This is a genomic window from Nocardioides immobilis (assembly GCF_003515065.1).
Taxonomy (GTDB): Bacteria; Actinomycetota; Actinomycetes; order Propionibacteriales; family Nocardioidaceae; genus Nocardioides; species Nocardioides immobilis.
Window position 1 is genome coordinate 25,220 of sequence record NZ_QXGH01000032.1, and the last position, 13,108, is coordinate 38,327.

The 13,108-nt window shown below is 71.8% G+C and carries 8 protein-coding genes; all 8 read left to right on the forward strand.

Going from position 1 to position 13,108, the window contains the following annotated elements; all coding sequences use genetic code 11:
- Positions 1-7 precede the first annotated feature (7 nt).
- The 8 genes from D0Z08_RS24270 (at position 8) to D0Z08_RS24305 (ending at position 13,069) form a co-directional block, all read left to right on the forward strand.
- Positions 8-3,232, forward strand: a complete 3,225-nt coding sequence (locus D0Z08_RS24270) for an ATP-binding protein (protein WP_118927864.1) — start codon at positions 8-10, stop codon at positions 3,230-3,232.
- Positions 3,233-3,307: 75 nt separating this feature from the next.
- The gene (locus tag D0Z08_RS24275) at positions 3,308-4,684 is read left to right on the forward strand and encodes a class I SAM-dependent methyltransferase (RefSeq protein ID WP_118927865.1); all 1,377 of its coding nucleotides are present in this window, start codon (positions 3,308-3,310) and stop codon (positions 4,682-4,684) included.
- 73 nt (positions 4,685-4,757) lie between these two features.
- Positions 4,758-5,183, forward strand: a complete 426-nt coding sequence (locus D0Z08_RS24280) for an NUDIX domain-containing protein (RefSeq protein WP_118927866.1) — start codon at positions 4,758-4,760, stop codon at positions 5,181-5,183.
- 81 nt (positions 5,184-5,264) lie between these two features.
- Positions 5,265-7,190, forward strand: a complete 1,926-nt coding sequence (dxs, locus tag D0Z08_RS24285) for a 1-deoxy-D-xylulose-5-phosphate synthase (RefSeq protein WP_118927867.1) — start codon at positions 5,265-5,267, stop codon at positions 7,188-7,190.
- Positions 7,171-8,436 (forward strand): gluzincin family metallopeptidase, encoded by a 1,266-nt coding sequence (locus tag D0Z08_RS24290; RefSeq protein WP_118927868.1) that lies wholly within the window; start codon positions 7,171-7,173, stop codon positions 8,434-8,436. The genes dxs and D0Z08_RS24290 overlap by 20 nt, the downstream gene beginning before the upstream one ends.
- Positions 8,437-8,479: 43 nt before the next feature.
- Positions 8,480-9,415, forward strand: coding sequence for a proteasome assembly chaperone family protein (locus D0Z08_RS24295; RefSeq protein ID WP_245994390.1), 936 nt, complete (start codon positions 8,480-8,482; stop codon positions 9,413-9,415).
- Entirely contained in the window at positions 9,412-10,314 is a 903-nt protein-coding gene (locus D0Z08_RS24300; RefSeq protein ID WP_118927869.1) for an acyl-CoA thioesterase, read from the forward strand. Before D0Z08_RS24295 ends, D0Z08_RS24300 begins: the two co-directional genes overlap by 4 nt.
- A gap of 124 nt (positions 10,315-10,438) precedes the next feature.
- Positions 10,439-13,069: an MBG domain-containing protein gene (locus D0Z08_RS24305; protein WP_118927870.1), complete on the forward strand. Its 2,631-nt coding sequence runs from the start codon at positions 10,439-10,441 to the stop codon at positions 13,067-13,069.
- Positions 13,070-13,108 lie beyond the last annotated feature (39 nt).

Here is a 13,108-nt window from a genome sequence, read left to right on the forward strand (position 1 = left end):
TGGGCCCGTGGCCGCGCTGGCCGGTGCTCCGCTCCTCGGGCGTTCCGTCGCGCGTGCCCACCTGGAGCGGGCGATCGGGCGGGCTAAGGACGGGACCGGCTCGTTCCTGTGGATCAGCGGCGAGGCCGGCATCGGCAAGACCAGCCTGCTGGATGCGGCCACTGCTTTGGCGGCTGATCGTGGGGTCCGGGTGCTGCGGGGGACTGCGTGGAACGACCCCGGTACCCCGCCGTTCTGGCTGTGGGTCCAGGTCCTGCGTGACGCTGCGGGTCGTGCGGGGCGCGAGGAGCTGCTCGCTCGGTGGGGCCCGCGCTCGGCGGAGGCGCTGTCGCTCCTGCCCGAGCTCGCGGCCGCGTCGGGGCACCCGCAGGACGGGACGGTCGATCCCGAGCGTTTCGCACTCTTCGACGCGGTCGAGGGAGTGCTCGCGGCCATCGGCGCGGAGCAGCCGCTCCTCGTCGCCCTCGACGACCTGCACTGGACCGATCCCGGATCCCTGCGACTGCTTCGATTCCTGACCCGGTCGCCGGGCGCTGCTCCCGTGGTCGTCGTCGCGACCTGGCGCGATGCGGAGAAGGTGCCCGACGCGCTGGAGTCGCTCGCGACCGAGCTGGCCGCCCACTCCGAGCGGATCAAGCTCGCCGGTCTGGAGCGCGGCGAGGTCGCCGAGCTGCTGGACCGGGCCGCGGGGCTGCGCGTCGACAGCGAGGAGGCGGAGCGGCTGCGCGAGCGGACGGGCGGCAACCCGCTGTTCCTGGTCGAGCTCGCCCGCCTCGCCCAGGACCGCGGGGGCGGCGATCTCACGGCACTGGTTCCCACCTCCGCCGAGGCCATCATCGGGCGGCGGCTGGCGCGCGTGTCGCAGGCGTGCCACGAGATCCTGGCGGTCGCGGCGATCGCCGGCACCGCGAACACCGTCGAGACCGTCGCCGCGCTCGCTCAGCGGGATCCCGTGGACATCGTCGCTGCGCTGGACGAGGCCGTTGCCGCCGGCCTGGCTAGTGAAGCGGCAGGACGGGTCGAGATCGCCCACCCGCTGATCCGGGACTGCCTGGTGCGGTCGCTCGCGCCGACCCGGGCTCGTGAGGTGCACCTCGCGGCCGCAGAGCTGGTCGCCGACGATCCGGCCGCCGCGGCGGAGGCGGCGCACCACCTCCGGGCCGCGCTGCCGCTCGGTGACGTGGCCCGGGCACGGGAGGCTTCGCGGCGCGCGGCGGAGGTCGCGCACGCCGCCCGCGCCTTCGAGGAGGCCGTCCGGCACCGGGCCGTCGAGCTCGAGCTGGCCGGTGCGGACCTGGCGGCCCGGTTCGAGGCACTCCTCGGGCGGGGTACGGCGCTGCTCGCGCTCGGGGTGCTCGCAGGCGCACGTGACGACTTCGTCCAAGCCGCGACCCTGGCCAGGGCACGCCACGACCCCGAAGGGTTCGCGCAGGCCGCGCTCGGCTTCGCCGCGGGCACCACCGGCTTCGAGGTTCGGCTGTGGGACCGGGCACAGCTCGACCTGCTCGAGGAGGCGCTCGTCCTCCTGGGCGACGCCGACTCGGCGCTGAGGGTCGACGTGATGGCGAGGTTGTCGGTGGCGAGCGCCTTCGCGGCTGATGCCGATCGCCGTCGCGATCTGGCGGAGCAGGCGACCGCCATCGCCAGGCGCATCGGTGACCCGCGCGCGGTCGCCCATGCGCTGTCGGCCCATTGTGACGCGATCGCAGGACCGGCCGACTCCGGTCGCCGCGAGGCCGAGGCAGGGGAGGTGATTGCGAACGCGCGCCTCGCCGGCGATCGCGGCCTCGAGCTGCTCGGCCTGCGACACCGGATCGTGGCTCTGCTCGAGCAAGGACGGACGGTCGACGCCCGGGCGGACATGGCGGCCTTCGAGCTCGCCGCCGACCACCTGGGGCAGCCTCTCTACTCCTGGTACGTCCCGCTGTTCCGCGGCTACCTCGCTCACCTGGCGGGCGACATGACGACGACCCGCGCGTGCGCGGACGAGGTCGACCGGATCGGTGCACTGACCGACAGTCACAACGCGCGGATCCTCGCCGCCGTCCAGCGGTTCTGGTGCGCGATCGAGGAGCGCCGGACCGAGGAAATCCTGGTCGAGCTCCGACGGCTCGTCGACGAGTTCGCCGAAGCCGCGCCGGACGGCGACTCCCCGCTGCCGTTCTTCCCCGGGCAGGAACCGTCGCTCCGACGGGCTGCGTTGCCCTCGATCGCGGCGGTCGTCGCGGACCTGGCGCCGGACGCCGAGTTCCTGTCGACCCTCGGGCTGGTCACGCTTGCGGCGTACGACGCGGGCGACCCGCCTGAAGCGGCAGCGGTGCTCAGGGACGCGCTGATGCCGTACCGCGGCTGCTGGGCAGTCGACGGCATCGCGGCCGGAGCGATGGGCCCCGTGGATCGCTATCTGGGTGCGTTGGACCTGCTGATCGGGGACCTGGCTGCCGCCGAGGACCATCTCGCCGCGGCGCTCGCCGACGCGGCCAGCGCCGGCGCGCCGCTGGCCAGCGCCCACACGAAGGTGCTCCAGGCGGACGTCCTCGATCGCCGGGGTGGGTCGGGCGACGCCGTACGAGCGCGCGAGCTGCGGGTCGACGCGCTCGGCTTCTACCGGGCGCACGGCCTCGTTGCGCGGGCCCGTGAGCTCGAGGACCGGTTGACCGGGTCGGCGTCCCCGGCGGATGGACCGTCTGCGCCCGCACGTGCTGAGGGACGGTTCCGCCGGGAGGGCGACGTCTGGCAGCTCGCCTTCCGTGGCGCACCGGCGATCGTCCGCCACGTGAAGGGGATGACCGACCTGGCCATCCTGCTGGGCCGGCCGTCCGAGGAGACCCATGCGCTGGACCTGGCGGGTCAGGGCGGCCCACGGCAGGGGGGTACCGGCCCGGCCCTCGACGATCAGGCCACGGCGGCCTACCGCCGTCGACTTGCCGAGCTGGACGCGGACATCGACGAGGCGGACCGTGTGGGTGACGCGGACGCGGCCGCCCGCGCGGTCGCCGAGCGGGAGTTCCTGATCGCCGAGCTGGGTGCGGCGTACGGACTGGGTGGGCGGGCGCGTCGTACGAACGACGACGCCGAGCGTGCCCGGAGCACGGTCACCTGGCGGATCCGGGACGCCATCAAGCGGATCGAGGCGGCGCACCCCGCGCTCGGCGCGCACCTGCGGCGCTCGGTCCGCACCGGCACGTTCTGCAGCTACGACCCCGAGCAGGCCGTCGACTGGGAGCTGTGAGGGACCGTCCCCTTCCGGCGTGAGGCCCTTCCTCACGCCTCCTGGGTGTCCTGTCCCTCTCCAGAGGAGCCTCCGATGTCCTTCATCCAGATCGTTTCCTTCACCACCGACGACCCCACCCGGATCACCAAGCTCTCTCAGCGGTGGCGCGAAGAGACCGCCGGTCGCACCACCTTGCTGCGCGAACGGGTGTACGTCGACCGCGACGACCCGCGCCGCTTCGTCGCGGTCAACGAGTTCGCGTCCTCCGACGATGCCCGGGTCAACTCCGAGCTCCCCGAGACCTCGGCGCTCGCCGCCGAGCTCGCCGGCTTCGTGAGCGACCTGACGTACACCGACCTCGACGAGGTGGTCCTCGCGGCACCGGAGCAGCCGGTCCAGGACACCGAGACCGAAGCGGGTGCGCTCGTCGAGGCGATCTTCGGCCACACCGTGTCGACCATCGAGCTCGCCACCGTCTGGCTGGGCCTCAAGCTCGGCCTGTACGACGCCGTCGCGACCGGAGGTACGTCGACCGACGTCGCCGGCCGCGCCGGCATCATCGAGCGCTACGCCCGCGAGTGGCTCGAGCAGCAGACGATCGCCGGCCTCGTGTCGGTCGACGACCCGGGTGCGGCCGCGGAGGAGCGGCGGTACTACCTTTCGGAGGCGCAACGGCTGGTGCTGGCCGACGCCGACAGCCCGTTCTACGCCGGCGCGATGGCTCTTCTCGCCGGCGGCTGCGGCTCGGTGCTGCCGCGGGTGCTGGAGGCGTGGCGCAACGGCACCGGTGTCGCCTTCGGCGAGTACGGCGACGACGTACGGCTGGGTCAGGGCCTGTTCAACAAGGGGGACTTCGTCGGCTCGCTCGCCCAGGACTGGGTGCCGGCGATGCCCGAGGTCGCCGCGCTGGTCGCCCGTCCCGGTGCCCGCGCGCTCGACCTCGGCTGTGGCGTCGGGTGGTCGTCGATCTCCCTCGCCCGGGCGTTCCCGGGCCTCGCCGTGCTGGGCGTGGACAGCGACGAGGCGTCGATCCTGGACGCGCGGCGCAACGCGGCCGAGGCCGGGCTCGCCGACCGGGTCACCTTCGAGGTCGCGCGCGCGGACGAGGCGCGGCCGACAGCGTCGATCGACGTCGCGTTCTTCCTGGAGAGCCTCCACGACATGGCTCACCCGGTCGAGGCGCTGACCGTCGTGCGGCAGGCCCTTCGAGACGGCGGACGAGTCGTCGTGATGGACGAGCGTGCGGAGGAGGAGTTCGCCCCGAACGGCTCGCCGGTCGAACGGCTCTTCGCTGCCGGAAGCGTGCTGCACTGCCTGCCCGTCGGGCTCTCGGAGCCCGGCTCAGCAGGCACCGGCGCCCTGTTCCGACCCGCCACGATGCGGGCCTACGCCGGTGCAGCCGGCTACGCCGACGTCGTACTGCCGGACATCGAGCACGACGTGATGCGGTTCTACCTCCTGCGTCCCTGACGAGCCGCGGACCGGGACGGTCGGCGGGCAACAGCAGCGGCGACCCGCTCCAGCGGTCGCTACGGTGGCGGGCGTGACCCGGTTCTCCTCGATCGCCCTGGTGGATCCGCGCGGGTGGCTGCTGCTGCAGGAACGGGACGAGCACCCGGTCATCGACCCCGAGAAGTGGGGGTTCCCCGGCGGCGGCGTCGAGCCGGGGGAGACGTGGGAGGAAGCGGCCTACCGCGAGCTCGAGGAGGAGACGGGGATCGCGCTCGACGGCGGGCTGGAGCTCTTCGCCGAGTTCTCCGTGCGGCACGCCCACCGCGACACCGACGACAGCTTCTGCCTCTTCTTCGGGGCGACCGACTGCAGCGACGAGGACATCGACTGCCGCGAGGGCCGGCAGATCGTCTTCGTCGACCCCGCCGCGGCGCGGGGCCTGGACCTGACCCTCGCTGCTGCCAAGGCCCTCCCCGAGTTCCTCGCCTCGGACCGCTACCGGAGCCTGCTGCCATGAGCCTCATGGTGTGACCGGATCGGCAGCCTGGAGGAGCCCGCGATCGCCGTACTTGAAGTCTGACGGCATAAACTCGCCCGCATGGCTCTCCTCGACCGGATCTCCACGCCCCGCGACCTGCGGGACCTGTCCGAGGACGAGCTGACGACGCTCGCCAGCGAGATCCGTGACCTGCTGATCCGGACGGTCGCGACGAACAGCGGTCACCTCGGGCCCAACCTCGGCGTCGTCGAGCTCACGCTCGCCATCCACCGGGTGTTCGACAGCCCGCGCGACAAGGTCGTCTTCGACACCGGCCACCAGTCGTACGTGCACAAGCTCGTGACCGGGCGGGCCGCGGAGTTCGGCACGCTGCGCCGCGAGGGCGGGATGAGCGGCTACCCGAGCCAGGCGGAGTCCGAGCACGACATCGTCGAGAACTCCCACGCGTCAACGGCGCTCAGCTACGCCGACGGCATCGCCAAGGCATACGCCATCCGCGGCGAGGACCGGCACGTGGTCGCGGTGATCGGCGACGGTGCCCTGACCGGCGGCATGGCCTGGGAGGCGCTCAACAACATCGCGATCGCGCGGGACTCGCGCCTGGTGATGGTCGTCAACGACAACGGCCGCTCCTACACGCCGACCATCGGCGGCCTCGCCACGGCGCTCACCGGCCTTCGCACCAACCCGCGCTACGAGCAGGTCCTCGACCTGGTCAAGAAGCGCGTCAACGCGGTCCCGGCGGTCGGCCCGACGGCGTACGACGCCCTCCACGCGGTCAAGAAAGGCCTCAAGGACGCCCTCGCCCCGCAGGGCCTGTTCGAGGACCTCGGCCTCAAGTACGTCGGTCCCGTGGACGGTCATGACCGCCAGGCGATGGAGCAGGCCCTCCACCAGGCGAAGCGGTACGGCGGCCCGGTCATCGTGCACGCGATCACCCGCAAGGGCTTCGGCTACGACCCGGCCGAGCGGCACGAGGCCGACCAGTTCCACGCGCCGGGCCCGTTCGACGTCCAGACCGGTGCCGAGAAGCCGAAGGGTCTCATCTGGACCGATCACTTCGCCGAACACATCGTGCGGATCGGTGAGCGCCGCCCGGACGTCGTGGCGATCACCGCGGCGATGATGCACCCGGTCGGTCTGGACAAGTTCCAGACACGCTTCCCCGACCGCACCTTCGACGTCGGCATCGCCGAGCAGCACGCCGCGACCTCCGCCGCCGGCCTCGCGATCGGCGGCCTTCACCCGGTCGTCGCCGTCTACGCGACGTTCCTCAACCGGGCCTTCGACCAGGTGCTGATGGACGTCGCGCTGCACAGGTGCGGTGTCACCTTCGTGCTCGACCGGTCCGGTGTGACCGGCGACGACGGCGCCAGCCACAACGGCATGTGGGACATGTCGGTGCTCCAGGTCGTCCCCGGCCTCCGGCTGGCTGCGCCCCGCGACGTGACCCGGATGCGCGACCTGCTGGACGAGGCGGTCGAGGTCGCCGATGCGCCGACGGTCGTCCGGTTCCCGAAGGGCCCGCCGCCCGCCGACATCGAGGCGATCGACCGGATCGGCGGCGTCGACGTGCTCGTCCGCAGCGGCCGCCGTGAAGTGCTCGTCGTTGCGGTGGGCTCGATGGCCGGCGTCGGTGTCGACGTCGCGGAGCGCCTGTCGGCGCAGGGGATCGGCGTCACCGTCGTCGACCCGCGCTGGGTGAAGCCGGTCGACCCGGCTCTCGTGAAGCTCGCTGCCGACCACCGCCTCGTCGTCACGATCGAGGACAACGGGGTCGTCGGCGGAGTCGGCGCCGTGCTGCTCCAGACGCTATCCGCCGCCGGGGTCGACACCCCGGTGCGGCTGCACGGCATTCCACAGGAGTTCCTCGACCACGCGAAGCGGGCCGTGATCCTGGAGCGCGTGGGCCTCTCGGCCCAGACCATCGCCCTCGACATCGTGCACGAGATGACCGGGACGGCGACGGACGACGCTGCGGCGGCGGACGGCCGGGCGCTCCTCGATGCCGAGACGAAGGGCTGACCGCGCGGGCTCCCGGCACCGGATCGTCCCCGCGCTGCTGCTGCCCGCCCTGCTGGTCCCGACCCTCGCGGCGTGCAACGACGACTCACCGGTCGTGTCGTCCGACCCCGACGCCGATGCCGCGGCGAGCATCCAGCGCACCTTGCGGCAACGGGCTCGCGCGATCGTCGACCGTGACACCGTCGCGTTCGAGCGGACGTTGAAGCAACGCAACGCCGGCTTCGTCGCGGAGCAGGAGCAGTACTTCGACAACCTCGGCCAGCTGCCGCTCGGCACGGTGCGCCTCGAGGTCGCCGAGGAGTCGCTCGAGCCCGACGGCGACGCCTACTGGGCCGAGATCACCCTCCGCCTCGAGCTGCAGGGGTACGACGTCGCGCCCGTCGTCACGCGCGACCGCTGGCGGTTCACCCCCACGCGCGACGGTCGCCGCTACCTGCTGACGTCGACCACCGACCCCGACTGGGAGGCCCGGTCCGGATCCCAGCCGCAGCCCTGGGACCTGGGCGAGATCGAGGTGCGCGACGGCGCCGGCGTACTGGGGATCTTCGACGCCACGACCGTCGCGAACGCCGATGCGGTCCTCGACTCCGTCTCCGAGGCCCGGTTCGCCGTGCGATCGGTGCTGCCGGTCGACGTCGAGGATCCCGGCGGCGTGGTCGTCTACACGCTGGCCGACCCGGCCTTCGTCGAGTCACTGAAGGGGCTGCCTGTCGACGATCCCGATCAGCTCGACGGCGCGACCATCGCGGTGCCGACCGACGCAGCCGCCGGCAACGGGAAGGTGTCGTCGTACCGGATCTTCCTGAACCCGCACGTCATAGACGAGAGCGAAGCCGTGCTCGACCGGCTGGTCCGCCACGAGCTCACCCACGTCGCGCTGGGTGACCACGCCCGCGGGGTCCCGCTGTGGTTCACCGAGGGGCTGGCCGAGTACGTCTCGGTCCAGCCGATCGCACCCGCCGAGCGGCGGCTCCAGGCCGACGCCCTCAACCTGGTCGCCGGCGGCGTCGACGACGTGCCCTCCGACGAGGAGTTCGCGGGCGAGCACGCCGAGGGGTGGTACGCCGTCTCCTGGTGGGTGTGCGAGTACGTCGCGGCGAGCTACGGCGAGGACGCCCTGTGGGCCCTGCTCGACGGGTTCGCCGACGGGGCGGACCCGCAGACGGTGGTCTCCGAGCAGCTCGGGACCACGACGGCCGACCTCGCCCGAGGGGGCATCGCGCTGATGCGGCGCACCTACGGGTGAGCGCGCCCGACACCCCCGAACCCGGTGTCAGTATCGTTTCCCCGTGACCCCCACACCTCGCCTCGTGCACATCGTCGACGACGTGCCCGAGCTCGACGGGGTGGAGGAGCTGCGCATGGTCGTGGCTCTCGACGGGTTCCTCGACGCCGGCAACGCCGGCGCCATCGCCTGCCGGCACCTGGCGGCCGAGGGCGCAGACGGCGTGGTCGTGGCGACGTTCGACGTCGACCAGCTCCACGACTACCGCGCCCGCCGGCCACCCATGTCCTTCGTCCGCGACCACTACGAGGCGTACGACGCCCCGCGGCTGGTGGTCCGGCTGCTGCGCGACACCGGCGGTACGCCGTACCTCCTGTTGCACGGCCCCGAGCCCGACACCCGTTGGGAGGCGTTCTGCCGCGGCGTGCGCGAGGTGGTCGAGCGGTTCTCGGTGGCGCTGGTCGTCGGGATGGGGTCGGTGCCGATGGCGGTGCCGCACACCCGGCCGATCGCGATCACCCACCACGCCAACAACGTCGAGCTGCTCACCGGCACCAGCCCGTGGCAGGGCGAGCTCCGGATCCCGAGCAGCGCGCAGGCGTTGCTCGAGGTGCGGCTGGGGGAGTGGGGGCACGATGCCCTCGGCTTCGTCGCGCACGTGCCGCACTACGTCGCCCAGCTCGACTACCCGCGGGCGTCCCTCGCGCTGCTCGAGCAGGTCGAGCTCGCGGCGCGGCTGACGATCGACCTGACCGAGCTCGGCACCCTCGCCGAGGAGCGCGAGGAGGAGATCGGCCGCTACCTGGCCGCCAACAGCGAGGTCGGCGACGTCGTCGCCGCCCTCGAGCAGCAGTACGACGCGTTCGCCCGCGCCGAGGAGAGCGGCTCCAGCCTCCTCGCCGAGGACCAGCCCCTCCCGACAGGGGAGGAGATCGGGCAGCAGTTCGAGCAGTTCCTGGCCGGCCTGGAGCGCCCGGACGAGACCGGAGGAGCCGGATGACCCCGCACGTTGAGCCCGAGACCGAGACCCATGACCAGGCCGCGGCCGAGGGCAGCGACGCCACCCGACAGCTGGTGTCGCTGCTGGACCTCGAGCAGCTCGACACCGACCTCTACCGCGGCAAGCAGCCCGAGAGCGTGCGACAGCGGGTCTACGGCGGCCAGGTGGCGGCGCAAGCGCTGATCGCGGCCTCGCGCTCGGTCGACAAGGACTTCCACGTGCACTCGCTGCACTCGTACTTCCTGCTGCCCGGCGACTACAACGTGCCGATCATCTACGACGTCGAGCGGATCCGGGACGGCAAGTCGTTCGCCACCCGCCGGGTCCTCGCGCGCCAGCACGGCCGGCCGATCTACTACCAGTCGCTCAACTTCCAGCGTGCCGAGGATGGCTTCGAGCACCAGGACGTCATGCCCCAGGTGAAGACGCCGGACGAGGGCCTGAACCTCTTCGACCTGATGGAGGAGCACGGCTCCGACGACGGGCTCGGCAAGGAGTGGGCCGCGATGGACGTGCGCTGGCTCGGCAACTCCCGGCACGGCCTCGACCCCGATCCGATGCACCCGTCGAGGACGCAGCTCTGGATCCGGATCGACGGGCGCCTGTCCGACGACCCGCTCGAGCACCTCGCCACCTTCACCTACGCCAGCGACGTGTCACTGCTCGGCGCCGCGCTGGCTGCGCACGAGGCCGACCCGACCACCGTCCAGATGGCGTCGCTCGACCACACCATCTGGTTCCACCGGCCGTTCCGCGCCGACGAGTGGTGGCTCTACGACCAGTGGTCGCCCTCGGCCGGTGGTGCCCGCGGGCTCTCGCTCGGCCGGGTCTTCACCCAGGACGGCACGCTCGTCGCGACCACCGCGCAAGAGGGCCTCATCCGGCCGCGCACGCGGTAGTTCGGCCGGGCCGAGCAGTCGGACCGAACCGACAAGCCTTCCTGAATCACCGGACGCGCCGGTTGTGCGGTGCTACGTTCCGGGCGACAGGGGCGTGGGCTTCACAGGGGGAGAGAAGACGATCATGTCTGTTCGGAAGTGGGCTCTGCCCTTCGCGATCGTGCTCGCAGTGCTCGGCGTGCCGTCGCTCGCCGAGGCGGCGGACCCGATCCCGGTGACGATCACCGTCACCGGTGCGCAGAACTACGGCGGGCAGCCGGCCTTCGCCGGCTCGACCGGAGTCACGGGGCTGAGCGTGAGCGGGGTGACCTGCACCGGCCTCACCAGCGGTGCGACGATCGACCCGACGATCAAGGCGCTCGGGTCCTACACGATCTCGGGCCCCACCTGTAGCGGCGGCACGCTGTCGAAGCCGGGCTACACGATCCAGGGCTACTCCGGCTCGACGTTCTCGGTGTTCCGCGCCAGGCTGACGGTGACCGCAGAGAACCGGACGAAGGCCTACGGCGATGCCAACCCGGCGCTGGGCTACACGATCACCGGCTACGTGAACGGTCAGGACTCCTCGGTCGTGACCGGGACTCCGGCGCTCTCGACGACGGCGACCACGTCCTCGAACGTCGGCAGCTACCCGATCACGGTCTCGGCCGGCTCCCTCGCCGTGCCGAGCAACAACTACTTCTTCGCGTACCAGCCGGGGACGCTGACCGTGAACCCCAAGCCGGTGACGGTGACGGTCAACGGCGCCCAGAACTACGGCGGTACGCCGTCGTTCGCCGGCAAGACCGGGGTCTCCGGCGTGACGGTGTCGGGCATGACCTGCACCGGCCTGTTGAGCGGTCAGACGATCGCGCCGACGCTGCCGGCGGGCAGCTATGCGGTCGACCCGGCCACCTGTAGCGGCGGTGTGCTGTCGAGCACCAACTACGCGATCGCGGGGTACCAGTCCTCGTCGTACCTGGTCTTCAAGGCCGCGCTGACCGTGACGGCTGACGACGCGAGCCGGGCCTACGGTTCGGCGAACCCCGCGTTCGGCTACACGATCACCGGATTCCAGAACGGCGACGACGCCTCGGCGGTCTCGGGTGCGCCGGAGCTCACGACGACCGCGACCAGCACCTCCGACGTCGGCAGCTATCCGATCACTCCGGCGGTCGGCACGCTGTCCGCCGGCAACTACCGGTTCGTCTACCTGCCCGGCACGCTCGAGGTGACGCCGAAGCAGGTCGACGTGACGGTCAACGGCGCCCAGAACTACGGCGGTACGCCGTCGTTCGCCGGCAGGACCGGGGTCTCCGGCGTGACCGTGTCGGACGTGACGTGCACCGGCCTGCTGAGCGGACAGTCGATCGCGCCCACGCTGCCGGCGGGCAGCTATGCGGTCGACCCGGAGACCTGCAGCGGCGGTGTGCTGTCGAGCTCGAACCACGCGATCGCGGCGTACCAGTCCTCCTCGTTCCTCGTCTTCAAGGCGGCACTGACGGTCACGGCGGACGACGCCACCCGCATCTACCGCAACGCGAACCCGGCCTTCACCTCCACGATCACCGGCTTCCAGAACGGTGACGACGCTTCCGCGGTCAGCGGCGCGCCGGAGATCACGACGCCGGCGACCAGCACCTCGGACGTCGGCTCCTACCCGATCACGCCGGCGGTCGGCACGCTGACCTCCAGCAACTACCGGTTCGTCTACGTGCCCGGCAGCCTGACCGTCACCCCCCGGCCGGTGAACGTGACCGTGACCGGCGCCCAGAACTACGGCGGAGCGCCGGCGTTCTCGGCCACGACGACCGCCGCGGGGGTCACCGTCTCCGACGTCGCCTGCACCGCGCTCACGGATGGCCAGCCCATCGCGCCGACCCTGCAGGTCGGCTCCGGCTACGCGATCGACCCGACCTCGTGCAGTGGGGGAACGCTGTCGAGCGCGAACTACCTGATCAACACCTACAAGGGCTCGTCGTTCGTCGTCTTCAAGACGACGCTGACCGTCACTGCCGACGACCTGACCCGCACCTACGGCTTCGGCAACCCGGCGCTGACGTACTCGTTCTCCGGCTTCCAGAACGACGACGACGCCTCCGACCTCAGTGGGACGCCGTCGCTCTCGACCACGGCGGGCGTCAAGAGCAACGCCGGGACCTACCCGATCGACATCGTCATCGGCACGATGACGTCGCCGAACTACAGGTTCGTGCTCGAGCCCGGCACGTTGACCGTGGACAAGCGTCAGCTGACCGTCGCGGCCGACCCGGCGAGCCGGGCGTACGGCGCCGCGCCGCCGGCCTACACCGCGACGTTCACCGGGTTCCGCAACGGTGACGCGGCCGCCGGCCTGACGGGAGCCCCGGCGTTCAGCACGCCTGCGACGGCCACCTCCACGCCGGGCACCTACCCGCTGGACGTCGCCCAGGGGACCCTGGACTCGCCGAACTACACCTTCGGTGGGTTTGTGAGCAGCACGCTGACGATCACGCAAGGAACGGCCGACATCGCGACGACCAAGCTCAGCAACAGCACGCTGTCGGCGACGGTCACCTTCGGTGTCGACCACACACCCGTCGTGGGCTCGACGATCACGTTCACGATCGGCAACGGCGACAACCTCGCCTGCACCGCGGTCACTGACAGCACCGGGCGTGCGGCCTGCACGGTGTCGGGCTCCACGAAGCTCGCGATCCAGCTCAACGGCTACACGGCGCGCTTCCCGGGGACGGACGCGCTGCTCCCGGGTGAGAAGAAGCAGGGCATCCTCTGACATCACGTCGACCCGGCCCGTCCTGGGACGAGCCGGGCC

Coding starts and splice junctions, on each gene's coding strand:
- D0Z08_RS24305 (WP_118927870.1), top strand. CDS start 10,439: ATGTCTGTTCGGAAGTGGGCTCTGCCCTTCGCGATCGTGCTCGCAGTG.
- D0Z08_RS24275 (WP_118927865.1), top strand. CDS start 3,308: ATGTCCTTCATCCAGATCGTTTCCTTCACCACCGACGACCCCACCCGG.
- D0Z08_RS24300 (WP_118927869.1), top strand. CDS start 9,412: ATGACCCCGCACGTTGAGCCCGAGACCGAGACCCATGACCAGGCCGCG.
- D0Z08_RS24290 (WP_118927868.1), top strand. CDS start 7,171: ATGCCGAGACGAAGGGCTGACCGCGCGGGCTCCCGGCACCGGATCGTC.
- dxs (WP_118927867.1), top strand. CDS start 5,265: ATGGCTCTCCTCGACCGGATCTCCACGCCCCGCGACCTGCGGGACCTG.